Origin of the sequence: Streptomyces sp. NPDC058307 (assembly GCF_042880295.1) — a bacterium.
GTDB lineage: Bacteria > Actinomycetota > Actinomycetes > Streptomycetales > Streptomycetaceae > Streptomyces.
Genome location: NZ_JBHVYZ010000098.1, coordinates 1 through 22,445, shown reverse-complemented (window position 1 = coordinate 22,445; position 22,445 = coordinate 1). Strand labels below are relative to the sequence as shown.

Genomic DNA, 22,445 nt, shown 5'->3' with positions numbered 1-22,445 from the left:
GAATCGCTCGACCGACTTCGCGCACTGGTCGCGAGCGGCTACCGCCAGCGGGACGCCCAGGCGTAGACCCGCCAGGCGCCCCACCCCGCCCCCGCCCCCGCCCCCGCAACGCCAGGCGGCACCACCGCACGGCCATCACCTCGCGCTGCCCTCAGGGGCGGCACAACCTCTCAAGGGACAAATCATGAAAATTAATGTCATAGGCGCCGGTGCCATCGGCGGGAACCTTGCCGCCAAGCTCAGCACGGCCGGTCACGACGTCCAGGTCGCCGACGCCCGCGGCCCCGAGGCCGTCCGAGCGGAGGTGCTGAGTCCGGGGCTCGCGCGGTGGACCTTGCCGACGCCGTCCAGGGCCGGGATGTCATCGTCCTGTCGATCCCGTTCGGCGTGGCAGGCCAGCTGACGGACCTGTTCGCGTCGGTGCCTGACGAGACGGTGGTCATCGACACCGCGAACTACTACCCCGGCATGCTCAGCGAGCCGATCGAGGCGGTCGACAACGGCCAGGTGGAGAGCGTGCACACCGCCGAACTGCTCGGCCGCCCCGTGGTCAAGGCATGGAACGCCGCCCTGGCAGAGACCCAGCGGGCCAAGGGCGTTCCGGCCGGAACACCCGGCCGCCTCGCCATCCCCGTCGCCGGTGACAGCGAGGAGGCGCGGCGCGTGGCCATGCAGCTCGTGGACGACACCGGCTTCGACCCCTACGACGCAGGCACCCTGGCCGACTCCTGGCGCCAGCACCCCAATAGCCCCGCCTACTGCACCGAACTGACCCTCGACGAGCTGCCCGCGGCCCTGGCCACGGCCGACCGCGCCAAGGACGCCGCCATCCGCGACAGCCTCCCGGAACGCATCGCCGCCCTCGGCGCCAACCCCACCGTCGACGACGTCGTCGAGATGAACCGCGCCGCCCACCGCTGAGACACCCGACGCCGCTCTCGTCCACGCAACGACACGAGAGCGGCAACACCGGCGCGCCGCGAACACACACGACGAACACGAAGAACGGCGCTCACTTCGGCAAGGCCGCCATTACTCACCCGCACCACCGCGTCCGCGGCCGGACCGCAGCTCCAAGAACTCCGGTCATCGAAACCGGGGTTCCTTTCCGGACAAGGAGTTTCACCATGAAGATCGGCATTCTCGGCACCGGGAACATCGGCAAGACGCTGACCAGGCGGTTGAGCGCGGCAGGGCACGAGGTGAAGGTCGCCAATTCGCGCGGCCCGGAGACGATCGAGGCGGACGTGCTGGCCTCGGGCGGACGCGCGGTGACCGCGGCGGAAGCCGTAGTGGACGTCGACGCCGTGATCCTCTCCATCCCCTTCGACCGCATTCCGCAGGTCGCGCCACTGATAGCCAACATGCCGGCTGACACGGTTGTCATCGACACGTCGAACTACATCCCGCATCGGGACAACGGAATCGGGGCGATCGAGGCCGGCCAGGCCGAGAGCGTGTGGGCTGCCCGGCAGCTGGGCCGGCCCATCGTCAAGGCGTGGAACTCGATCGGAGCCGAGTCGTTCGCGCACAGGAACAAGCCGGCCGGAAGCGCGGACCGCATCTCGCTCCCCGTCGCGGCCGACAGCCCTCGAGAACGTGACCTGGCAATGGCACTCGTTGAGGACACCGGGTTCGACGCCTTTGATGCGGGGCCGCTCGCGGAATCCTGGCGGCAGCAGCCCGGCACGCCCGCCTACTGCACGGATCTCACCCGTCAGGAGCTGCCGGACGCACTGGCGACGGCCGACGCGACGCGATCACCGAAGCGGCGCGACCTCGGGTTCGCCGTGATCCAGGAACGCTTCGGGGTCGGCGTGCAACCAGACGCGGAATACCTTGTCCGCCTGAACCGCGCAATGTGCATGTGAGCAGGGACGGGGGCTGACGCGGTGACCCGTCGTCGTCGAAGTCGAACAGTTCGTCGCATTGTGTAGGCACCGGGTCCCTGCCCCGGCACTCGCCCACGACTCCTTGCTGCCGACGGTCCGGCAGGCCGACCGGCATGCGCCAGAAGGTCACCGACGCGCGGGCCACTGACTGCAACTGACCACCCAAGAGAAGGCAGTGCGATGCCCGCGCCAAACCGAACTCGTCCAGCTCCGGGCGCTCGCCCACTTCGGGGTGCACAGCGCGGCGGGCGCAAGGGAGCCTGGGAGTCCTCGCCCCCGGTGCGCGTCCTGCGCTTCGCCATGCCCTCAGCAACTGACCCCGGCCGCGGCGCACGAACTGAACCATCAGGGGTGCTTCTTCCCCGCGGGCTGGCCTTTCGACTTTGTCGCTTTCTTGGACACCTTCTTGTCATTGGCTCGAGCGGCGCCCGTGCGGGGCCGGCCGCTCAGCGCGTCCTTGCCATCCGCTGACGTCCCCGGGCCCGAGCCGGTCATCGGATGGCTCGACAGCGTACGGGCCTGCCGGTGGGAAGCTGCCGACGTCGAGGGACGAGGAGCCTCCGATGAGGGCGCGGCCGTGGATGCGGCCGACCGCCTGGTTGCTTTCTGCGGGCTCTCCGCAGAGGTCGTGGGGGAGGGCCGCTGCAGGGGAGTGGATTCGACCGAGCCCGGCGCGGACCGGTCGGCGCTGTTTTCCGCACCGTCCAGCGAGACGGCCAGGGTGGTGCCGAGGAGCGCCGTGAGCACGGCCGCACCGGTGACCAGGAGGGGGCGACGGGTGCGGAGCGGCCTCGAGAGCTGGTGCCGGACGCTCGGCCCGGCCGCGGTGGGTGCGGGACCTTCCTCGGTGGGCGTGCCTGCCCTGCGGTTCGAGTCCCTGCCGCTGTCGGCGCCGTCGGGGCCGACGGTGTTCGCCGCGGTTGGCATCAGGCCCTCAGCGGACAGGGCGGAGAGTGCCTCGGCGCACTGCCGGGCGTCAGGCCGTGCCGTGTCCTCAAGAGCTGTCATGGAAAGCAGGAGCTCGGCCAGCCGCGGAGGCACCGAGCCCGGAACCACGGGCGGGCGGTGCAGGCGAGCCACAGCGGCTTCAAGGGGAGTGCCGCCGTATTCGAGTTCACTCTTCAAGCACTCCAGCAGGACCAGGCCGAGCGCGTAGATGTCGGCGGCTGGTCCCACGGCCTTACCCAGCACCTGCTCCGGTGCCAGGTAGGCGGCGGTGCCGAGGAGCGCACCGGATGCCGTGTGCCGGGTGGCGTCCATCATCCGTGAGATGCCGAAGTCGGCCAGGTGCGGAGAGTCCGTGGTGTCCAGCAGGACGTTCGACGGTTTGACGTCGCGGTGCACGATGCCGGCCGCGTGCACATGAGCGAGAGCACCTGCGAGGGCGGTGCCGAGCCGGGCCACACGCGCAGGTTCCATGACCCCTGACGAGATGCGCTGGGCCAGGGTGGGGCCCTTGACCAACTCCATGACGAGATACGGGCGGTCCTCATACCGCCCCGCGTCGTGGAGAGTGACCAGCCCCGGGTGCCGCAGACTCGCCAGCAGGACGGCCTCGTCCGCGAAGCGCCCCTCCAGCGCCGGGTCGGCGTCGGGCCGGAAGATCTTGACGGCCACCGGACGCTTGAGGCGGAGATCGACCCCCTGGTACACGTCGGCGGCGCCACCGGAACCGAGCTTGCCTCCCAACCGGTACCGATCGGCTATGACCTCGGCGGGCGTGCGAAGTGCCGTCGGGAAGGCTGATCGGCGAGCCTTCATGTGTGATCTCCCGGTGCTGCGCCGCGAACTGGACGCGGACCTCTACAAAGCTCCGTCGTGTGTACCCGCCATGGCTGTCCTCATCCCCGCCGATTCAGCGGTCAGCAGGGCGGATGCGTCAGCCGACTGAAAGGCCGCCTCGAAAACCTCTGGCACGGGAAGGGGATGGAAGGGGTCCCGGGCATGGTTGAGGCTGGTGCCTTGCACTCGGCCGACACTAGCTCGATCTTTGACCTGTGCGGCGTGGTCCTGGGGTGGTCGACTTCTTCGTTCGTTGTTTCGCCGCCGGTGTTTTGCGGGGCTGGTGAACGTCGTGGCGTGGGGTGGGTCGGGTGTTCTTTCGGCCTGGGGGTCGTCCGAGGCCAGGGCGGGTGGGTTCCGGTGCTTGGGCCGGACAGTTGGCCTTTGGGCGGGGGTGCCGGAAGTCGCGGCGGACTCGGGCGGGGGTGAGTTTGTCCGGCGTCGTTGGTCTTTCCCAGGGGCGAACCGGTCGGCCGCCAGCGGTCGGGCGAGCCGCAGTTGGGTGTAGGCGGCGAGGATCAGCCAGGTCCATCGGTCGGCTGCTTCGGGGGTGCGGATCTTCGGTGAGGTCCAGCCGGGGGTCTGTTTGAAGAGGCGAAAAGGTGTGCTCGATGTCGAAGGTCGCAGGTATGCCTGCCACAGCCGGTCGGCGTCCGCCGCAGTGGCGTCGGTGCCTGACCACCACAGCCAGACCGGCTTCGGTGCTGCTCCGCTGGGCAAGTAGTGGATGTCCAGGCGGATCACCGTCCCTTCGACGATGAACTGGCGGAGCGGACGGTGCGCTTGGCGGGCTGGAGGCCGCCACCCGCTGAGCCGGCGAAGGCGGCCGCCGATGCTCGTTACCCTTCGAGGATGACCACCACTCCTGACTTCGCCACGTACATCGCCGGTCTTCCCCGGATCCTCGCCGGTGCCGCCGCTCTCTTCCGTGACGCCTCGGGCCAGGTCCTGCTCGTCGAGCCCAACTACCGTGAGGGCTGGGCGCTCCCGGGCGGCACGATCGAGTCCGACGAAGGTGAGACCCCGCGCCAGGGCGCGCGTCGCGAAACGCTCGAGGAGATCGGGCTCGACCGCGACCTCGGCCGGCTGCTCGCCGTGGACTGGGTGTACCGGCAGCCCTGGCCGCCGCTGGTGGCGTACCTCTACGACGGCGGTGTCCTCGGCGAGGACGACCTCAAGGCGATCCGCCTCCAGGAGGAGGAGCTGCTGTCGTGGCGGCTCGTACCGCACGGGGAGCTGGCCGAGTATCTGCCCGACGGGCTCGGCCGCCGGGTCCTGGCCGCGCTGGACGTGCTGGCGGAAGGGTCGGGGACGGTGGAGCTGGAGAACGGGCACCGGGTGGGCTGATCCAGCACCCTGTCGGTGTTCAGGTTGCTCGCGCCGGTGGATATCCACTCGCCGCACCCGGATCACCCGTCCTACCCTCGGCATCATGACCAAGCCCCTCGTCGCGCTTCTCAGCGGCGCCGGTATCTCGACCGACTCGGGGATCCCCGACTACCGCGGCCCGAACGGGCTGTGGCGCAAGGATCCCGAGGCCGAGAAGCTCGTGACGTACGAGTACTACATGGGCGATGCGGAGATCCGCCGCCGCTCGTGGCAGATGCGGCGGGCGAACCACGCTCTGAAGGCGGAGCCCAACGCGGCGCACGTGGCGGTGGCCGAACTGGAGAAGTCCGGGGTGCCGGTGCGGGTGATCACGCAGAACGTGGACGGGCTGCACCAGCTCGCCGGGATGCCCGCCCGCAAGGTCCTCGAACTGCACGGGACCGCACGGCAGGTGGTCTGCACGAAGTGCCACGCCCGCGGTCCGATGGAGGACGCGCTCGCCCGGGTCGAGGCCGGTGAGGCGGACCCCCCGTGCCTGGAGTGCGGGGGGATTCTGAAGTCGGCGACCGTGATGTTCGGCGAGCGTCTCGACCCCGTCGTGCTCGGCCAGGCGGCGACCATCGCCAAGGCGTGTCAGATCTTCGTCGCCGTCGGCAGCAGCCTCCAGGTCCAGCCGGCGGCGGGCCTCGCGGGTGTCGCCGCCGACCACGGCGCCCGTCTCGTCGTCGTCAACGCCGAGCCGACGCCGTACGACGACCGCGCCGACGAGGTGATCCGGGAGCCGATCGGCACGGCGCTGCCCGGGCTGCTCCGCGGCCTGAGCGCGGACTGAGGCCCCGGTGCCCGAGCTCCTGCGGCTGCGTGCGGAACACGCCCCGGCGGTCCTGGCCTTCGAGTCGGCGGACCGGGAGTACTTCGCCACGTTCGTCTCCGACCGTGGCGACGACTTCTTCGAACGGTTCACCGACCGGTTCAACGCCTTGCTGGCCGAGCAGGAGGCCGGTATCTGCGTCTTCCATGTGCTCGTCGCCGAGGACGGTTCGGTCCTCGGCAGGTTCAACCTCGTCGACATCGAGAACGGCACCGCGGACCTCGGCTACCGGGTCGCGCGGCACGCCACCGGCCGCGGGGTGGCGACGGCGACCGTCCGCGAGCTGTGCCGTCTCGCGGCGACCCGGTACGGGCTGAACACCCTGTGCGCGGCCACCAGCCACGAGAACACCGCGTCCCAGAGGGTGCTGGCCAAGGCGGGCTTCCTTCCGGTCGGCCCGGCGGACCCGGCCGACCTCGGCGGCAAGGCCGGCATCCGGTACCGACGGGACCTGCGGGGCCTGCGGGGCTGAGGGGCCCTCGGCACCCCGACCGGTCCCGGATGATCACCGGATACCGGTCAGAACAGTGCCGCTCCCCGTTCGAAGTCCAGCAGCCGCTGCTTGCGTTCCAGTCCGCCGCCGTACCCCGTGAGGCTGCCGTCGGCGCCGACCACGCGGTGGCAGGGGACGATGATGCCGATCGGGTTCCTGCCGTTGGCGAGGCCGACCGCGCGGGAGGCCTTGGGGTTGCCGAGGGCGTCGGCGAGTTCGCCGTAGGTGCGGGTCTCGCCGTGCGGGATCCGGCGGAGTTGTTCCCAGACCGTGCGCTGGAACGGGGTTCCGAGCAGGCGAAGTTCCAGGGTGAACTCCGTCAACTCGCCCTCGAAGTAGGCCTTCAGCTGGTCCTCGGCCTCCTTGGACCACCCCTCGTCCGGCGTGCCGAAGGTCTCCTCCGGCGGGCGGTGGCGCTGGTCGGTCATGTAGAGGCCGCACAGGACGCCGTCGTCGGCGACGAGAGTCAGGGGGCCGTAGGGGCTGTCGATCATGGTGTGCTGTTTCACTGAAGGTCCTTGGACGGGATTAGACGGGAAGGAAATTGATCGGGTGACTGTCGGTCGCCCACAGGTACTGGACCGCGTAGGCCCGCCAGGGCCGCCAGGCCGCCGCACGGGCCGTCAGCGCGGCCGGGGTCGAGGGCAGGCCCAACTCCTGGGCCGCGCGGCGGATTCCGAGGTCGGTCGGGAGGAAGGCGTCCGGGTCGCCGAGGGCGCGCATGGCGATGACGTCGACCGTCCACGGGCCGAAGCCCGGCAGCGAGAGAAGACGGACACGGGTCTCCGACCAGTCGCTCTCGACGCCCAACTGGAGGGAATTGTCTGCCAGTTGCTTGACCAGGGTGGTGAAGGTCGTACGGCGGGTGCGGGGCAGCGCGAGCGTGGCGGGGTCGAGGGCGGCCAGTGCCTCGGGGGACGGGAAGAGGTGGGTCAGGCCGCCCTCGGGGTCGTCGACCGGTTCGCCGTGGGTCGTGACCAGGCGGGCGGCGTGAGTGCGGGCCGCCGCGGTGGAGACCTGCTGGCCCAGCACGGCCCGTACCGCGAACTCCGCCTCGTCGACCGTGCGCGGGACGCGTCGGCCGGGCGCCTTGTCCACCAGGGGCGCGAGGAGCGGGTCCCTGCGCAACTGGTCGTCGATCGCGACCGGGTCGGCGTCCAGGTCGAGCATCCGGCGGCAGCGGCTGATGGCGACGGTCAGGTCGCGCAGGTCGCTGAGCGTCAACCGGCAGGCGATGTGGTCGGGTTGGGGCGTGAGGGCCACGACGCCGTGTCCGTACGGCAGTCGCAGCGTGCGCCGGTACGCGCCGTCCCGCCACTCCTCCACGCCCGGGACGGCGGTGGCCGCGAGGTGACCGAACAGGCTGTCGGGGTTGAGGGGGGCGCGGAACGGCAGGCGCAGGGAGAGGAAGCCGGGGGTGTCCGGCGTGTCCGGCGTGGACCTCTTCGCGGCGCGCGTGCGCAGCTCGCTCGGCGCGAGCGCGAAGACCTCGCGGACGGTGTCGTTGAAGGTGCGGATCGCGGAGAAGCCGGCCGCGAAGGCGATGTCCGCCATCGGGAGCGCGGTCGTCTCGATGAGGATCCTCGCCGTCTGGGCGCGCTGGGCGCGCGCGAGGGCAAGGGGGCCGGCGCCGAGTTCGGCGAGCAGTTGGCGTTCGATCTGCCGGGTGCTGTAGCCGAGGCGGGCGGCGAGCCCTGGCACGCCCTCGCGGTCGACGACGCCGTCGGCGATCAGCCGCATCGCGCGGGCCACGAGGTCGGCGCGCTGGTTCCACTCCGGGGAGCCCGGGCTGGTGTCGGGCCGGCACCGCTTGCAGGCACGGAAGCCCGCCTGCTGGCAGGCGGCCGCGCTCGGGTAGAAGGTCATGTTCTCGGGCTTGGGCGGGACGACCGGACAACTCGGCCGGCAGTAGATGCGGGTCGTCACGACTGCCGTGAAGAACCATCCGTCGAACCGCGCGTCCTTGGACTGCACGGCGCGCACACAGCGCTCGGTCTCGGCGTACATCCCCGTCTGCATGCGTCCAGCATCGACCACCTGCCCCATCCGGGCTGGCGAGAATCCGACATCAACCTCGCGTGCCCTGGGACGGGGCCTGCCCCGGTCGCCAAGCGGACTCGCGCTCCCCGGCGACGCCGAGCGGCAGTGGGAGGTGGCCGAGGAGGTCCCGCAGGACGAGCCCGGTGATGAAGACACCGGCGATCGCCAGGCGTCCACCCTGCCCTCGGGCAGCAGGTCGCTGCGGACGTCCACCGTGCCGGTGGCCTCGGCGACCTTGTCGGCGGCTCGCGCGTTGTCGCCGGGGAGCAGGACGACGGTGTCGCCGTCCTCGGTGCCGGGGACGGCCGCGCGAGGCGGGTCCGCATGCACGACCCCGGTCTCACCGGCACCGGCACCGGCACCGGCACCGGCATCCACACTCTCGGTCACCGGGCCGCCCGTCCGCCCGTCCGCCCGACCCAAGGGGCGAGAGTCGTGGACACCCGAAACACCTTACCGGCTTAGATGAAGAGTCGTTCATCTGTTCATGAGTGGTGGGTAAGATACCGCCCATGGGTCATGGAGCCGTCACCACCGCGCAGGAAACCGCCGAGCGGGTACGTCTGGACGCGGCGAACGTGGCCAAGGTGGCCACCACCCTCCAGGCCCTCTCCACCCCCTCCCGCCTGCTGATCCTCGCGCGGCTGCGCGAAGGGCCGCTGCCGGCGACGGAGTTGGCCGCCGAGGTGGGCATGGAGCAGTCGGCCTGCTCGCACCAGTTGCGGCTGCTGCGCAATCTGGGCCTGGTCGTGGGCGAGCGCCGGGGCCGGTCGGTGGTGTACGCGCTGCACGACCACCATGTGGCCGAGCTGCTCGACCAGGCCGTGTACCACGTGGAACACCTGAGGCTGGGACTCAGTGACGCCACCGAGTGAGCCGCCCCGGCGCGTGATGTGGCCGTTGTACGCGGCCGGGTTCACCACGGCCTTCGGCGCGCACGGCATCGCCGCGAACCTCGGCGCGAACTCGGCGGACGCGGTCACCTCGCTGCTTGTGCTGGGCGGTCTGCTCGCCCTGTACGACGGTGCCGAGGTCGTGCTGAAGCCGGTGTTCGGCACGGTCGCCGACCGGATCGGGGCGCGCCCCGTGCTCCTGGGCGGACTGGTGGCCTTCGCCGTCGCGTCCGCGCTCTACGCCCTCGCCGACAGCCCCGGGTGGCTGTGGGCCGCGCGGCTGGGGCAGGGTGCGGCGGCCTCCGCCTTCTCCCCCGCCGCGTCCGCGCTGGTCTCCCGGCTGAATCCGGCTGCCAAACAGGGGCGGGCCTTCGGGAGTTACGGCTTCCACAAGTCCGTCGGCTACACCCTGGGCCCACTGCTCGGCGGGGTCCTGGTGTGGGCGGGCGGGCTGCGGCTGCTGTTCACGGTGCTGGCGGTGCTGGGTGCGGCCGTGGCGGTGTGGGCGCTGATCGCCGTACCGGCCGTACCGCCCCTCCCCCGGGCTCGGCAGACGGTCCTCGATCTGGCGCGGCGGCTGGCCGACCCGGTGTTCCTGGTCCCGACGGCCGCGCTCGCGGGGGCGACTGCCGCGCTCTCGGTGGGGGTGGGCTTCCTGCCCTTGTCGGGGGCGGTGGCGGGGCTCGGCACGGTGGCGACGGGTGCCGCGGTGTCGGTGCTGGCGGCCTGCGCGGCGGTCGTGCAGCCGCGCGCCGGGCGGGCGTTGGACGCGGGCCGGATCACGGGACGGGGAGGGGTGAGCGCCGGGTTGCTGCTGGCGGCGGCCGGTCTGGGCTGCGCGATGCTGCCGGGGCTCGCGGGCGTGCTGCTGGGTGCCGCACTGATCGGCGTGGGGACGGGGCTGATCACCCCGCTCGGGTTCGCGGCGCTCGCGGCGTCGACCCCGCCGGAACGGCTGGGGCAGACGATGGGGGCGGCAGAGCTCGGGCGGGAACTCGGGGACGCGGGCGGGCCCTTGCTGGTCGCGGCAGTGGCCGCGGCGACGACCCTGACGTATGGCTACGGGGTACTGGCGGTGCTGCTGGCGTGCGGGCCGGCGCTGGCCGTAGGGCTCCTCCGCAGGCGCGGGTGAGACGATCCCCGCGCCCGAAGGGGCGCGGGGATCTGTGCGACCGGCCACGACGAGGCCGTCAGGTGCCCGACGGCCTGGCCCCGCACATCCGGCGCACTGCTCAGGCCGTGTCCGTCGGCCGTCGTGAGGCCGCCGTCGCCCGGCCCACGTCCGTCAGGGGCCGCAGCCGATACGTGTACGCGTAGTCCCGGTCGGCGAACAGCTTGTACTCGTCGTGGGTGTGCGCGCCCCAGCTGTTGTCGCCGCCGACGCCCATCTGCCGGTGGTTCACCCGCAGGACGACCGCGTCTCGCGGGGTGAGCTGGTAGTCGTGGCGCACCCCGTTGGACAGGTCCTCGGGCGTGAAGTGCGAGGCGTTGACCTCCAGAAGGGGCTCACCGGAGACCAGCAGGCCCACGCCGTCACGGCCGGTCAGCGCCGCCCAGCGGACGTCGGTCTTGTTGCCGTTCTCCTGCGGGCGTATGTAGGAGGTCCACTGCTCGGCGACGGTCCCGGAGTAAAGGCCCACGTCGGTACCGTCGTTGCGGTCCCAGTGGTTCTCCTCGGGGCCGCGACCGTAGTAGTGCAGCCGGTCCAGGTGGCGCGGCAGGAACAGGATCGTGCCGACCTCGGGGATGTACGGCAGCGAACTCGCCCCGGGGTGCAGGGTGTTGTCGACCTTGATCTCGCCGTTGCCGAAGACGGTGTAGGTCGTGGTGTACGCCGACTCGGTCGTCGTCGGCAGGGTGCCGCTCACCTTGATCTCGACGGCCCGGTCCCGCAGCGCCCGCACGCTCACGTCGGTGACCTTGCGGTGCGCACCCGCGTCGCGCCAGGTCTGGTTGCGGGTGTGCTGCCCGTTGCCGTGGTCGTTGTCGGTGGGCGCCCGCCAGAAGTTGGGCACGGGTCCGGCGGTGATCAGGCGGGTGCCGTGGGCCTTGTAGGACGTGATGGTCCCGCTGCCCTTGTCGACGGTGACGGAGAAGTCCTTGCCGTGGACGGCGACTTGGCCGGAGGCGTCCTGGTACGTCAGTGCCGGGACCTTCGCGAGCGGTACCGGCGTCACCGCCGGGCTGTCCGCGTCGACGGGGAGCTGCTGCTTGGCCACCTCGAAGCCGGCCCTCGCCCAGGGGGTGGACTCCCGGGTGGTGAAGGAGAGTTGGAGGAAGTACTCGGTGCCGGGGGTGGGCGTGCTCGGGAGCTTGTACGGGACGGTGATGTTCTTGCTCGACAGCGGTGCCAGGTTCATCTGGTCCCGTGCCAGCTTCCCGCGCTGCACCACCTTGCCGTCGGCAGAGAGGGCCCAACTACCGTCGAATTCGCGGAGGTTGGTGAACAGGTACTCGTTGACCAAGGTCACCGAGCCGTCCGTGGCCCAGGACGCGTTGACTGCCTGGTAGATCTGCTTGACCTCTGCGGCCTTGCCCGTGTGGCCGCGGTCGGCGGTGACGATGCCGTCCGCGACGAAGGCGCCGTCGTTGGGGTTGTCGCCCCAGTCACCGCCGAAGGCGAAGAAGGTCTTCTGGGCGGGCCGCTTCTCGGTGAGCCCCACGGTCGCCGCGTCGAACCAGAACCGCACACCCTCGTCGCCGGGGCCCCGGCTGCCGGAGCCCAGTTCGGCGGCGGTCAGGGCACGGGCATACACCCGCGCCTTCCTGATGGTGCCGCTGAACTCCCTGGTGGGGTTGTCGACATCGACGGCCAGCGCGAGGGGCGCGGTGTTGCTGCTGGGCCGCTGTGTGGTGCTCCTGACCGCCCTGACCTGGCCGTCCACATGGAGGGTCAGCGTGCCCGCGGCCGCGTCGAAGACACCGGCGACGTGGTGTTCCCGGCCCGTCCAGTCGTCCGGGAGCGCCCAGGTGGCGGTGATCCACTGGCCGCCGCCGAAGATGAAGAACTCCAGTGTCCTGCCGGACTGTTTGAGGGCGTACTGGGTGTCGCCCTTGGCGATGATCGGCTGATGGCTGCCCGTCACCTTCGGGGTGAACCAGGCCTCCAGGGTCAGCGAGCCGGTGAGGTCGAGACCGGCGTCGCGGGCGAAGACCGTACCGCCCGAGACACCCTTGTCGCGGTCGAACCTGGCGCTCGCGGGCAGGACTTCGCCCTTCAGGGCGCCCGGTCCGCTCTCGGTCAGCAACTGGCGTACCGGGACCGGCTCGCTGAGGGACTGGTCGACGAAGTCCCAGATCCAGCCGCCCTGGAGAACGGGGTAGCGGCGGACGATGTCCCAGTACTTCTTGAAGTTGCCGTTGGAGTTCCCCATCGCGTGGCAGTACTCGATCATCACGTACGGCCGGGTGTCGGCGGTGTCCTTGGCGCGCTGCTCCACGCGTGCCGGGCTCTCGTACATCTCCGAGCGGATGTCGCTGATGGTGGGCCGGTCATCACCCTCGTACTGGACGACGCGGGTGGTGTCGTACGACTTGATCCAGTCGCGCATGTTCACGAAGGTGCTGCCGCCGCCCGCCTCGTTGCCGAGGGACCAGATGACCACCGAGGCGTGGTTCTTGTCGCGGTGGACCATGTTCTGGGCGCGCGCCACACAGGCCGCGCTCCAGTCGGGGTGGTCGCCGGGGTACTGGTCGCGGATGCCGTGGGTCTCCAGGTTGGTCTCGCCGACGAGGTAGAGGCCGTACTCGTCGGCGAGTTCGAGCCACAGCGGGTTGTTGGGGTAGTGCGAGGTGCGGACCGAGTTGATGTTCAGCCGCTTGATGATCGTGATGTCCTTCACGAGGTCCGCGCGGGTGAGCGCGGTGCCCCGGTCGGGGTGCATCTCGTGGCGGTTCGTGCCACGGAAGGAGACGGGTCTGCCGTTGATGCGCATCAGCCCGTCCTTCAGGGCGAACTCGCGCAGGCCGACGCGGTGCGAGAGCGTCTCGATCACCTTGCCCGCTGGGTCGCGCAGCCGCAGGACGGCGGTGTAGAGGTTCGGGTGCTCGGCCGACCACAGCTTCGGCGCCGGCACGGCCTTCGCCGCCTGTACGGTCGTCTCGTCGCCGGCGTCGAGGGCGACGGTCTGCTGGAGCGGGCGGGACCAGACCGGGTGGCCGCCCGAGTCGTAGAGCTGCGTCTCGACCGTGTAGCGGCCCTGGTTGCCGCCGCCGTAGTCGCGCACGCTCGCGGTGACCGAGAGTTCGGCGGAGGTGTAGTCGTCGCCGAGCGGGGTGTCCAGCTTGAAGTCGCGCAGGTGGACGGCCGGGGTGGAGTAGAGGTAGACCGAGCGGAAGATGCCGCTCAGCCGGATCATGTCCTGGTCCTCCAGCCAGTCGCCGTCCGAGTAGCGGTAGACCTCGACCGCGATCTGGTTGGTGCCCGGCCTGAGGTGCGGGGTGATGTCGTACTCGGCGGGCGTGTAGGAGTCCTCGTGGTAGCCGACGAGTGCGCCGTTGATCCACACGTAGTGCGCGGACTTGACGCCCTCGAAGTGCAGGAAGGTCCGCCGTCCCGACCAGTCCTTCGGGACGGTGAAGGTGCGCCTGTACTGGCCGACGGGGTTGTACCGGGTCGGGGCGGCGGGCGGCTGCGCCTCCTCACCGAGACCGTTGGGACCCCACCAGGGGTAGGTGATGTTGACATAGATCGGGAAGTCGTAGCCATGCACCTGCCAAACCGAGGGCACGGGAATCGTGTCCCAGTCCTTGTCGTCCACGTCGGTGCGGTAGAAGTCGGGGTCGCGGTCGTCGGGGCGGTCGGCGTAGGCGAACTTCCACGTGCCGTCCAGGTTCAGCCGGTACGGCGAGCGGGTGCGGTCGGCGGCCAGTGCCTGGCCGACGTCGGCGTACGGCATGAGGGTGGTGTGCGGGGGCTGGGTGCCCACCCGGAAGAGGTCGATGGCGCCGTTCCACTCCGGGGCGCTCTGCGCCGCGTGGCCGCGGCCGGCCAGGGGGCCGGAGGAGAGGGCGAGGGCGCCGAGGACCGCGGCCCCCGACTCCAGCAGACGCCTGCGGCTGATGGGGGCAGGCAGATACGGGTGGGGCATTTGGTGGAACCTTCCTCGGGACGACAGTGCGGTGTACGTACTGAGGGAGCGTCATTTCCTGTGCACTATTGGTGACTTTGAGGCACAGGATGCGACTCAACCTAGATCCCGAAGACGTGTGAGGCAATGACTCTGTCGGACTTTGTGGGGTCCTGGGGGCATGCGGACAGGGAGACACTCAGCACCCCCGCGTGCGCTCACGCGGGGGTGCGGTGGTGCGGTGGTGCCTGCGTATCGGGTCAGCCGGTGGTGGGCAGGGCGGGCACGGTGGGCAGGGCCGGCAGGCCGCCGCCGAGGAGGCCGGTGACGGCTTCGACGACGCTGCCCAGGAGGCCGGTGACCGCGCCCAGCACACCGCCGATGTCCAGCGAGGTCAGCGACTCGAGCAGGTCGTCGATCGTGGCCTGGAGCGAGTCCAGGAGGTCGGAGACCGGGTCGGCCGCCGCCACCGACCGGTCCGTGCCGCTCTTCTTCCGCAGCTGTTCCCGGACCTCTGCGTTCGCCGCCTTCACGGCCTTCGCGTGGGCGTCCGCCTTGCCCGCGTCGAGGCGGGTGCCGTCCAGGGCGGTGAGGTCCGTGACGGCGTCGAGGAGGGGCTGCAGGGGCTTGAGGCCACGGACGTGTCCGGCACGGTCCAGTGCGTCCAGGCGCTCCGTCAGGGTGTCCGCGTCGTCGATGCCGTACGCGGTCGCGGTCCGGGCCACACCGTGGTCCGACGCACCGCGGCCCGCGTCGACGGCGGCGGCCGCGGTGCCGACCGGGCCGAGGACCAGCGCGGCACAGACCAGAGACGGCAGAAGAAGGCCGCGGGAGACGAGGGGGCGCATGCGGGGTCCTTTCGAAGGGCTTCGTAGGCCCACCGTGAGAACCCGCCGGGTGCCCCGCAACCGCTCGCGGGGCCCGCGACCGGCCGGGCACCGCTTCAAGACGGCCGCTGAACAGGCACGTTCCCCGCATGCTGCCCCGTTTTCAGCGCCCCGGGGACGTTCGGCCGTCAGGGTACGGGCCCGCCTCCGACGTCAGGCGACCCGCTCCGCGAACGCCCGGTACGCCTGCTCGTCGAACAGCACGAACCTGACCTCCTCGACCGCGGTCTCCGTCTCCCGTACGGTCTCCACCGCGATCCGGGCGGCGTCGTCGATCGGCCAGCCGTAGATGCCGGCGGAGACGGCCGGGAAGGCGACGGTCCGGGCGCCCAGTTCGTCGGCGACGCGCAGGGACTCGCGGTAGCAGGAGGCCAGCAGCTCCGAGCGGTCCTCCTCGTGGCTGTAGCGGGGGCCGACGGTGTGGATCACCCAGCGCGCGTCCAGGTCGCCCGCCGTGGTGGCCACCGCCTTCCCGGTCGCCAGGCCCTTGCCGTAGTGCGAGGCGCGCAGCTTCCGGCAGTCCGCCAGGATCGCGGGGCCGCCGCGGCGGTGGATGGCGCCGTCGACTCCTCCCCCGCCGAGGAGGGACGAGTTCGCGGCGTTGACGATGGCGTCGGCGCTCTCCCGGGTGATGTCGCCCTGGACGAGCGTGATGGTGGTCATGGCCACCACTCTTCCAGCCCGCACCGCTCAGGTCTGCTCTCGCAGCTTCCGCCATACGGCCTTCGCGGCGTTGTGCCCCGACATGCCGTGCACTCCCGGGCCCGGCGGGGTCGCCGACGAGCAGATGAAGACGGCCGGGTGCGGGGTGCCGTACGGGGACAGGGAGAGCTTGGGGCGCAGCATGGTCTGGAGTCCGGTGACCGCGCCGGAGGCGATGTCGCCGCCGACGTAGTTGGCGTTGCGGGCGGCCAGTTCGGGCGGTCCGGCTGTGGCACGGGCGAGGACGCGGTCGCGGAACCCCGGGGCGAAGCGCTCCAGTTGGCGTTCCATGGCGTCGGTGAGGTCGCCGGTCCAGCCGCTGGGGACATGGCCGTAGGCCCAGAAGACGTGCTTTCCGGCGGGGGCCCGGCCGGGGTCGACGACACTGGGCTGCACGGTGATCATGAAGGGCCTGTCGGGTGCGCGGCCCTCCCTGGACGCGGCGCGCAGGGCGGCGCCGATCTCCGCGCTGTCGGCGCCGATCTGCACGGTGCCCGCGGCGCGCGCCTCCTTCGCGGTCCACGGCACGGGGCCGTCGAGGGCGTAGTCGACCTTGAAGACGCCCGGCCCGTAGCGGTAGCCCTCGTAGTAGGTGCCGAAGCCGGCGATGCGGGCCAGGGCGGTGGGTGAGGTGTCGAAGACGTACGCGCGGGCGGGGGGCAGGTCGTCGAGCCGCTTGACCTCGTAGTCGGTGTGGATGCTCCCGCCGAGGTCCTTGAGGTACGCGGCGAGCGCGTCGGAGATGGACTGGGAGCCGCCGCGCGCCACGGGCCAGCCGCGGGCGTGTGCCGCGAGGGCGAAGACCAGGCCGATCGCTCCGGTGGCGAGGCCGCCGAGCGGGGCCATGACATGCGCGACGAGTCCGGCGAACAGGGTCCTGGCGCGCTCGTCGCGGAAGCGGCGCATCAGCCAGGTCGACGGGGGCAGGCCGACGAGACCGAAGCGGGCCAGGGTGAGCGGGTCGCGGGGCAGCGCGGTCGCGGGCAGGGACATGAAGTCGCGGGCCAAGGTGTCCCACGTGGGCAGGAACGGCTCGACGAGCCGTCGGTACGTCCCCGCGTCGCGGGGCCCGAACGAGGCGGCCGTCTCGGCGACCGACCTCGACAGCACGGCGGCGGTGCCGTCGGTGAAGGGGTGCGCCATGGGCAGGTCGGCGTGCAGCCACTCCAGGCCATAGCGCTCCAGGGGCAGGGCGCGGAACGCCGGGGAGTTGATGCCGAGGGGATGGGCCGCGGAGCACGGGTCGTGCAGGAAGCCGGGGAGGGTGAGCTCCTCGGTGCGGGCTCCCCCGCCGATGGTGCCGCGCGCCTCGAAGACGGCCACGGAGAAGCCGCGGCGGGCCAGCTCCACGGCAGCCGTCAGTCCGTTCGGCCCCGCACCCACTACGACCGCATCGAGCATCGACGGCACCTTCGGACCCCTTCGTCAGCCGATGGCCAGAGGATCAGGATATGCCGGGGGACCGACAGTCCCCGGGTTCGGGGGTCAGTCGGGTCCGGTTCGGGTTCCGGGGAGGGCGGTCGCGTCAGGCCTCGCCCGCCAGCAGCCCCCTCACCCTCCGGGCCGTCGCCGCGTCGCGGGCCGCGGTGAAGGGGAGGGTGTTGCCGCCCCTGATGCGGAACGGTTCGCCGCTGAGGGTCAGATGGGCGCCGCCCGCCTCCTCGACCAGCAGCAGGCCCGCCGCGTGGTCCCAGGCCGCCTCCCAGGAGAACGCCACGGCATCCAACTCACCCCGGGCGACGGCGAGATACTCCAGGCCGGCCGAGCCGCACCGGCGCGGTGCGACGCCGTCCGTCCACAGTCCCAGCAGGCCGCGCTTCTGCTCGGCCGTCGTGTAGTCCGGGTGGGACGTGGCCACTTGGAGGTCGCGGCCCGGTTCGGGGGCGCCCGCGTGCAGGCGCTCGCCGTCGAGGAACGCGCCCCGCCCGCGTATCGTCGTGGCCAGTTGATCCCGGGCCGGTGCGTAGGTCCAGGAGGCGAGCAGCACACCGCCCTTCGCGAGCGCGACCAGCATGCAGAAACCGGGGTCGCCGTGCACGAACTGCCGGGTGCCGTCGACCGGGTCGACTATCCAGACCGGGGTGTCGCCCTGCAGCGCCTCGTACGACGCCGGGTCGGCGTGGACCGCCTCCTCGCCGACCACGACGGAGCCGGGCAGGAGGGCGCCGAGCGCCTCGGTGAGGTACTGCTCGGCCAGCCGGTCGGCGTCCGTGACCAGGTCGTGCGGGCCGGCCTTCTGGTCGACCTCGTGCGCGGCGAGCCGCCGGAAGCGCGGCATGACCTCGGCCTCGGCGGCCTTGCGCACCGCCTCTTCCACGTCGCCCGTGTGCCGGTCGAGAAACTCGTCGATGGTTTCCGTGTCTTCGATCATGACTCCATGAGAGCACGCGGGACTGACAATCCCCACCCGCCTGCCGAAGGCCGCGTGGAATCGCCGTGAACTCCGGGATCCGGAGTCGGCGGATGCTCAACTCGTGACGAACGACGCGACGTCGTACGCGGTGCCGCCCCCGTCACCTCCCCACCGCGTACCCCTGCATCCCCCGGGGATTGGCCCCCGCCGACAGCACGCCCGTCGCCGGATCCCGCGCCACCGCGCACAGGCGTCCCTCCGACCACGGCTCCCCCACCGTCACGTCGTGACCCCGCCGCCGTAGCCCCTCGACCACTCCGGGGTCCATGCGTGCCTCCACTGTGACGCTCCCCGGCCGCATCCCGCGGGGATAGAACGAGCCGGGGAAGCTGTCGTTGTGCCAGTTCGGGGCGTCGATCGCACCCTGGAGGTCGAGGCCGCCGCGGACCGCGGAGCGCAGGGCGACGGCGAGGAAGAAGTGGAGCTGCCACTGGTCCTGCTGGTCCCCGCCGGGGGTGCCGAAGGCCAGGACGGGCACCCCGGCGCGCAGGGCGATCGAGGGCGTGAGGGTGGTGCGGGGGCGACGGCCCGGCGTGAGGGAGTTCGGCAGGCCCTCCTCCAGCCAGGTCATCTGGAGCCGGGTGCCGAGCGGGAAACCCAGTTCGGGCACGACCGGGTTGGACTGGAGCCATCCACCGCTGGGCGTGGCGGCGACCATGTTGCCCCAGCGGTCGACGACGTCGAGGTGGCAGGTGTCGCCCCGGGTGCAGCCGTCGGGACCGGTCTCCGGCTCACCCGGCACAGGGGACGCGGGGTGCTTCGCGACCGTAGGCTCCCCGACTCCCATCGGGCTGAACCCGGGCTCGTCGGTGACGACCACACGCGCGTGTGCGCTGAGCCGCGGGGCGCGCCCGCCGGGACTCCCCGGTCGCAGTTCGTACGAGGCCTTGTCGCCGAGGAGTTCGCGCCGCCCGGCGTTGTACTCCGCCGACAGCAGCTCGCCGAGCGGCACCTCGGCCGCGTCCCCGTACCAGGCCTCCCGGTCGGCCATGGCCAGCTTGCAGCCCTCGACCAGCAGATGGACGTACTCGGCGGACCCGTACCGGGGCAGCTCGGGCGGCAGCAGCGCGAGCTGCTGCAGGAGGACCGGGCCCTGGCTCCAGGGGCCGGCCTTGCACAGGGTCCAGCCGTTCCAGTCGTACGTCGCCGGCGCCTCGTAGGTCGCGGACCACCCGGCGAGATCGGCGGCCGTGAGCGTGCCGGTGTGCCGCGCGCCGCTGGTGTCCATGGTGGGGCGTCGCGCCTGCCGTACGAGCGCCTCGGCGATGAATCCGCTGCGCCACACCTCGCGCGCCGCCTCGATCTGCGCGGTCCGGTCGCCAGCCCCCGCCACCTCTCCGATCAGCCGCTTCCAGGTGGCGGCGAGGGCGGGGTTGCGGAACAGCGCACCGGGTCGCGGAGCCTGTCCGTCCGGTAGATACAGCTCCGCCGACGAGGTCCACTCCGTCTCGAACAGTTCCCGTACGCTCTCGACGGTCGCGCCGACGTTCTCCACGGGCGCGTGGCCGTCCTCGGCGTACCCGATGGCGTACTTGAGGACGTCGGCGAGGGACTTGGTGCCGTGGTCGCGGAGCAGCAGCATCCAGGCGTCGAAGGCGCCGGGGACCGCGGCAGCGAGGGGGCCGGTGCCGGGGACGAGATCCAGGTCCAGCCCTTTGTAGTGGGCCACGGTCGCCCCGGCCGGTGCGACGCCCTGTCCGCACAGCACCCGTACCTCTCCTCCGGCGGGTGCGAGGAGGATCGGCACCTCGCCGGCGGGCCCGTTGAGGTGCGGCTCGACGACGTGCAGCACGAAGGCACCGGCCACCGCGGCGTCGTACGCGTTGCCGCCGTCCTCCAGAACCGCCATCGCCGACTGCGAGGCCAGCCAGTGCGTGGAGGACACCATGCCGAAGGTGCCCTGGAGGGTGGGGCGGGTGGTGAACATGTGGTGCAGGCTATCGACCGCCCCGCGCCCCTGCCTCCGGCATTACTCGGCGGTGGTCCTGAGCGGGCGACTTCGTGAGACGCGGGTCGAGGCCGTACTGCTCGTGGGCGCCGAAGTTCTCGCGCGGGGTGGGGCCTTCGTGGTCGTCGTGGAACAGACCGCGTTCCCGCAGGATCGGGACGACCTGGTTGCTGTTCGATGGGGCGGTCTGGGCGTCCTCCAGTACGCCACGGATGTCCGAAGGCGACAGGGGGGTGGTGAGGAAACGGCGGGGGGAGCGTCGCGCGCATGCGATGTCGGTGAAGGGTGGTGCGGTGCCGGTCAAGGCACTTCTTCCTCTCTGTGCCGCTCGGTCGCCGCCGCGGTGGTCGGGCTGCGGGGCGCGACGCGGCAGGGGCACGACGTGGGGGCACGGAGCGCTCTTCGTGTTCGTGTCGGTGTCGGTGTCGGTGTCGGTGAAGTGGCTCAGCGGTGTGCGGCGCGGTTCATCTCGACGACGTCGTCGACGGTGGGGTTGGCCGGGAGCGCGGCCATGCGCTCCGGCATGCTGTCGCGGACGGCCCTGTCCTTGACCGGATCGGCCGCGGCCAGGGCGGCGGGGAGCTCGTCGAGGGTGAGCTCGGTGCAGTAGGCGGGGCCCATCGGCTGCTGGCGCCAGGAGTCGGCCAGGGAGCCCGCGTCGTACGGGTCGAAGCCCGTGTCGTCCACCAGGCTCATGGCCACCTTCCGCGCCTCCTCGGAGTCGCCGGCGACCGGGATGGCGATACGGCCGGGAGTTCCCGCCGGGACGCCACGCGTGCGCTGGGTCTCGGCCAGCGCGGCGTTCCACGCCTTGACGACGGGACGGCCGAGCTGTTCGGCGGTGTACACGCTCTCCACCTGGCCGTTGTCCACCGCCTCGATGTGCTCGCTGAGGAGGCCCGGGTAGTAGTTCGAGGTGTCGATGACCACCGTCTCGTCGGGCACCGAGGCGAACAGGTCCGCCAGCTGTCCCGCCACCCCGAACGGGATCGCCAGGATGATCACGTCCCGGCCCTGGACCGACTCCGCCGGCTCCACCGCGCGGAAGCCGGCCTCCAGCACCTCGGCCCGGACGGCCTCGGGGCCACGGGCGTCGGCGACCTGGACGTCGTGACCGGCCGTGCGGAGCTTGACCGCGAGATTCCCGCCGATGGCACCAGTTCCTATAACGGTGATTTTCATGATTTGTCCTTCGTTGGGTCACGCTGCCACCCGCGAGGGCGGAGCGAGGCGACAGGTGTCAGTGGTCGAGGCACCCGGGGCTCGGCATTGCCGGGCCTCGGGGCGTGGGACGTGGGACGTGGGACGTGGGACGGTCTACGCCTGGACGTCCCGCTGGCGGTAGCCGCTCGCGACCAGTGCGCGAAGTCGGTCGAGCGATTCCTCGTCGGGGCCGTTGCCCTTGATCCAGGCAAGGGAGCAGGCCGCGAGGAACAGGTCGTATCCCCGCACCGACGCGCGTACGTGTCCCGCGCGCTGTGCCGCTCGCACGTACTGCTCGGTGGCGGTGATGAGGATGTCGCAGGGAATCGTGAGCGGGCTGTCCGGTTCCTGCGCCCGGGCCGCGGCCATGAGCGGTTCCGGAAGGCCGCTGTAGGCGCTGAAGTACTCCTCCATCGCCCGCAGCCACTGGTCCAGCGCCTCGGCAGGGTCGCCGAGTTGCTCGATGTCCGCCTGGCGGGCCACGAGCTCCTCGGAGCGGGTCTGCAGTACGGCCGCGAGCAGCGCCTCCCGGGTGGGGAAGTGCCGGTACAGGGTGCCGGGCCCGACACCCGCCTCCTTGGCCACCGCCTCGAGGGAGGTGCCGACCCCGTGCCGCAGGAAGTGACGCTGCGCGGTCGCCAGCAGGGCCGCGCGGTTGCGCTGGACGTCCGCGCGGGGCTTGCGTTCGCGCTGTACACCGGCGCTCATGCGCCCTCCTGCCCGTCGTTGCCCTGCGGCCGCATCAAACGGATGCTGCCTCCGTATGCATTCGAGAGTAAAGCGGAGGCGGCATCCGGTCAAACCGGCGGTCCGGCCACGGGGCCCGCACAGCGGCCGGGGACGTCAGGAGGTCAGCTGCTGGTGCCCTATGACGGAGAGCAGTTCGAGTTTGCTGTGGCTGTCCGTGCCGGGGCGGGTGGTCA

Annotated in this window: 20 protein-coding genes and 1 pseudogene; 8 read left to right on the top strand and 13 right to left on the bottom strand. The window is 71.5% G+C overall.

The window, feature by feature from the left end; genetic code table 11:
- Positions 1-184: 184 nt before the first annotated feature.
- From ACFVYN_RS38920 to ACFVYN_RS38910, 3 genes are all read left to right on the top strand, one after another.
- Complete coding sequence (locus ACFVYN_RS38920) at positions 185-403, top strand: NAD(P)-binding domain-containing protein (RefSeq protein ID WP_390007089.1); 219 nt, start codon at positions 185-187, stop codon at positions 401-403.
- The gene (locus ACFVYN_RS38915; protein ID WP_390007087.1) at positions 328-921 is read left to right on the top strand and encodes an NADPH-dependent F420 reductase; all 594 of its coding nucleotides are present in this window, start codon (positions 328-330) and stop codon (positions 919-921) included. The genes ACFVYN_RS38920 and ACFVYN_RS38915 overlap by 76 nt, the downstream gene beginning before the upstream one ends.
- A 206-nt stretch (positions 922-1,127) precedes the next feature.
- Complete coding sequence (locus tag ACFVYN_RS38910; RefSeq protein ID WP_390007085.1) at positions 1,128-1,871, top strand: NADPH-dependent F420 reductase; 744 nt, start codon at positions 1,128-1,130, stop codon at positions 1,869-1,871.
- Positions 1,872-2,237: 366 nt separating this feature from the next.
- Here ACFVYN_RS38910 and ACFVYN_RS38905 read toward each other — a convergent pair whose 3' ends face one another.
- Both ACFVYN_RS38905 and ACFVYN_RS38900 read right to left on the bottom strand, forming a co-directional pair.
- On the bottom strand, positions 2,238-3,653 hold the full coding sequence (locus ACFVYN_RS38905) for a serine/threonine-protein kinase (RefSeq protein WP_390007084.1): 1,416 nt from the start codon (positions 3,651-3,653) through the stop codon (positions 2,238-2,240).
- A 217-nt stretch (positions 3,654-3,870) separates the two neighbouring features.
- A pseudogene (locus ACFVYN_RS38900) lies at positions 3,871-4,433 on the bottom strand (transposase); the annotation flags it as partial.
- 93 nt (positions 4,434-4,526) lie between these two features.
- Here ACFVYN_RS38900 and ACFVYN_RS38895 point away from each other — a divergent pair.
- The 3 genes from ACFVYN_RS38895 (at position 4,527) to ACFVYN_RS38885 (ending at position 6,346) form a co-directional block, all read left to right on the top strand.
- Positions 4,527-5,021, top strand: coding sequence for an NUDIX domain-containing protein (locus ACFVYN_RS38895; RefSeq protein WP_390007083.1), 495 nt, complete (start codon positions 4,527-4,529; stop codon positions 5,019-5,021).
- An 85-nt stretch (positions 5,022-5,106) separates the two neighbouring features.
- Positions 5,107-5,835, top strand: a complete 729-nt coding sequence (locus ACFVYN_RS38890; RefSeq protein ID WP_390007082.1) for an NAD-dependent deacetylase — start codon at positions 5,107-5,109, stop codon at positions 5,833-5,835.
- A 7-nt stretch (positions 5,836-5,842) separates the two neighbouring features.
- Entirely contained in the window at positions 5,843-6,346 is a 504-nt protein-coding gene (locus ACFVYN_RS38885; protein WP_390007080.1) for a GNAT family N-acetyltransferase, read from the top strand.
- Positions 6,347-6,393: 47 nt separating this feature from the next.
- On the opposite strand, the gene ACFVYN_RS38880 is transcribed toward ACFVYN_RS38885, so the two are convergent.
- Both ACFVYN_RS38880 and ACFVYN_RS38875 read right to left on the bottom strand, forming a co-directional pair.
- Complete coding sequence (locus ACFVYN_RS38880) at positions 6,394-6,876, bottom strand: methylated-DNA--[protein]-cysteine S-methyltransferase (RefSeq protein WP_390007078.1); 483 nt, start codon at positions 6,874-6,876, stop codon at positions 6,394-6,396.
- A gap of 19 nt (positions 6,877-6,895) precedes the next feature.
- On the bottom strand, positions 6,896-8,374 hold the full coding sequence (locus ACFVYN_RS38875) for an AlkA N-terminal domain-containing protein (protein ID WP_390007091.1): 1,479 nt from the start codon (positions 8,372-8,374) through the stop codon (positions 6,896-6,898).
- A gap of 545 nt (positions 8,375-8,919) precedes the next feature.
- On the opposite strand from ACFVYN_RS38875, the gene ACFVYN_RS38870 reads away from it, so the two are divergent.
- Together ACFVYN_RS38870 and ACFVYN_RS38865 are read left to right on the top strand one after the other, a co-directional pair.
- The gene (locus ACFVYN_RS38870) at positions 8,920-9,282 is read left to right on the top strand and encodes a metalloregulator ArsR/SmtB family transcription factor (RefSeq protein WP_057608409.1); all 363 of its coding nucleotides are present in this window, start codon (positions 8,920-8,922) and stop codon (positions 9,280-9,282) included.
- 16 nt (positions 9,283-9,298) lie between these two features.
- A complete protein-coding gene (locus ACFVYN_RS38865; protein WP_390007090.1) occupies positions 9,299-10,432 on the top strand; it encodes an MFS transporter in 1,134 nt (377 codons plus the stop codon).
- A gap of 100 nt (positions 10,433-10,532) precedes the next feature.
- On the opposite strand, the gene ACFVYN_RS38860 is transcribed toward ACFVYN_RS38865, so the two are convergent.
- The 9 genes from ACFVYN_RS38860 to ACFVYN_RS38820 all read right to left on the bottom strand — a co-directional run bounded on the left by ACFVYN_RS38860 (position 10,533) and on the right by ACFVYN_RS38820 (position 22,230).
- A complete protein-coding gene (locus tag ACFVYN_RS38860; RefSeq protein WP_390007077.1) occupies positions 10,533-14,390 on the bottom strand; it encodes a glycoside hydrolase family 2 TIM barrel-domain containing protein in 3,858 nt (1,285 codons plus the stop codon).
- A 239-nt stretch (positions 14,391-14,629) separates the two neighbouring features.
- Positions 14,630-15,217: a hypothetical protein gene (locus ACFVYN_RS38855; RefSeq protein WP_390007076.1), complete on the bottom strand. Its 588-nt coding sequence runs from the start codon at positions 15,215-15,217 to the stop codon at positions 14,630-14,632.
- 192 nt (positions 15,218-15,409) lie between these two features.
- Positions 15,410-15,919: an O-acetyl-ADP-ribose deacetylase gene (locus ACFVYN_RS38850; RefSeq protein WP_390007074.1), complete on the bottom strand. Its 510-nt coding sequence runs from the start codon at positions 15,917-15,919 to the stop codon at positions 15,410-15,412.
- A 27-nt stretch (positions 15,920-15,946) separates the two neighbouring features.
- Positions 15,947-17,359, bottom strand: coding sequence for a phytoene desaturase family protein (locus tag ACFVYN_RS38845; protein WP_390007073.1), 1,413 nt, complete (start codon positions 17,357-17,359; stop codon positions 15,947-15,949).
- 124 nt (positions 17,360-17,483) lie between these two features.
- Complete coding sequence (locus ACFVYN_RS38840; protein WP_390007071.1) at positions 17,484-18,329, bottom strand: inositol monophosphatase family protein; 846 nt, start codon at positions 18,327-18,329, stop codon at positions 17,484-17,486.
- A gap of 142 nt (positions 18,330-18,471) precedes the next feature.
- On the bottom strand, positions 18,472-20,298 hold the full coding sequence (locus ACFVYN_RS38835; protein WP_390007069.1) for a gamma-glutamyltransferase family protein: 1,827 nt from the start codon (positions 20,296-20,298) through the stop codon (positions 18,472-18,474).
- A 10-nt stretch (positions 20,299-20,308) separates the two neighbouring features.
- Positions 20,309-20,623 (bottom strand): hypothetical protein, encoded by a 315-nt coding sequence (locus ACFVYN_RS38830; RefSeq protein ID WP_390007067.1) that lies wholly within the window; start codon positions 20,621-20,623, stop codon positions 20,309-20,311.
- A gap of 140 nt (positions 20,624-20,763) precedes the next feature.
- Positions 20,764-21,501: an NADPH-dependent F420 reductase gene (locus ACFVYN_RS38825; RefSeq protein ID WP_390007065.1), complete on the bottom strand. Its 738-nt coding sequence runs from the start codon at positions 21,499-21,501 to the stop codon at positions 20,764-20,766.
- Between the two features lie 135 nt (positions 21,502-21,636).
- Entirely contained in the window at positions 21,637-22,230 is a 594-nt protein-coding gene (locus ACFVYN_RS38820; RefSeq protein ID WP_390007064.1) for a TetR/AcrR family transcriptional regulator, read from the bottom strand.
- Between the last annotated feature and the right edge of the window lie 215 nt (positions 22,231-22,445).

What these genes read in the sequence shown, in the direction of transcription:
- ACFVYN_RS38850 (WP_390007074.1), bottom strand. Translation starts at nt 15,919, where the DNA reads ATGACCACCATCACGCTCGTCCAGGGCGACATCACCCGGGAGAGCGCC.
- ACFVYN_RS38920 (WP_390007089.1), top strand. Translation starts at nt 185, where the DNA reads ATGAAAATTAATGTCATAGGCGCCGGTGCCATCGGCGGGAACCTTGCC.
- ACFVYN_RS38905 (WP_390007084.1), bottom strand. Translation starts at nt 3,653, where the DNA reads ATGAAGGCTCGCCGATCAGCCTTCCCGACGGCACTTCGCACGCCCGCC.
- ACFVYN_RS38825 (WP_390007065.1), bottom strand. Translation starts at nt 21,501, where the DNA reads ATGAAAATCACCGTTATAGGAACTGGTGCCATCGGCGGGAATCTCGCG.
- ACFVYN_RS38895 (WP_390007083.1), top strand. Translation starts at nt 4,527, where the DNA reads ATGACCACCACTCCTGACTTCGCCACGTACATCGCCGGTCTTCCCCGG.
- ACFVYN_RS38820 (WP_390007064.1), bottom strand. Translation starts at nt 22,230, where the DNA reads ATGAGCGCCGGTGTACAGCGCGAACGCAAGCCCCGCGCGGACGTCCAG.
- ACFVYN_RS38835 (WP_390007069.1), bottom strand. Translation starts at nt 20,298, where the DNA reads ATGTTCACCACCCGCCCCACCCTCCAGGGCACCTTCGGCATGGTGTCC.
- ACFVYN_RS38840 (WP_390007071.1), bottom strand. Translation starts at nt 18,329, where the DNA reads ATGATCGAAGACACGGAAACCATCGACGAGTTTCTCGACCGGCACACG.
- ACFVYN_RS38855 (WP_390007076.1), bottom strand. Translation starts at nt 15,217, where the DNA reads ATGCGCCCCCTCGTCTCCCGCGGCCTTCTTCTGCCGTCTCTGGTCTGT.
- ACFVYN_RS38910 (WP_390007085.1), top strand. Translation starts at nt 1,128, where the DNA reads ATGAAGATCGGCATTCTCGGCACCGGGAACATCGGCAAGACGCTGACC.
- ACFVYN_RS38890 (WP_390007082.1), top strand. Translation starts at nt 5,107, where the DNA reads ATGACCAAGCCCCTCGTCGCGCTTCTCAGCGGCGCCGGTATCTCGACC.
- ACFVYN_RS38865 (WP_390007090.1), top strand. Translation starts at nt 9,299, where the DNA reads ATGTGGCCGTTGTACGCGGCCGGGTTCACCACGGCCTTCGGCGCGCAC.
- ACFVYN_RS38875 (WP_390007091.1), bottom strand. Translation starts at nt 8,374, where the DNA reads ATGTACGCCGAGACCGAGCGCTGTGTGCGCGCCGTGCAGTCCAAGGAC.
- ACFVYN_RS38870 (WP_057608409.1), top strand. Translation starts at nt 8,920, where the DNA reads ATGGGTCATGGAGCCGTCACCACCGCGCAGGAAACCGCCGAGCGGGTA.
- ACFVYN_RS38845 (WP_390007073.1), bottom strand. Translation starts at nt 17,359, where the DNA reads ATGCTCGATGCGGTCGTAGTGGGTGCGGGGCCGAACGGACTGACGGCT.
- ACFVYN_RS38860 (WP_390007077.1), bottom strand. Translation starts at nt 14,390, where the DNA reads ATGCCCCACCCGTATCTGCCTGCCCCCATCAGCCGCAGGCGTCTGCTG.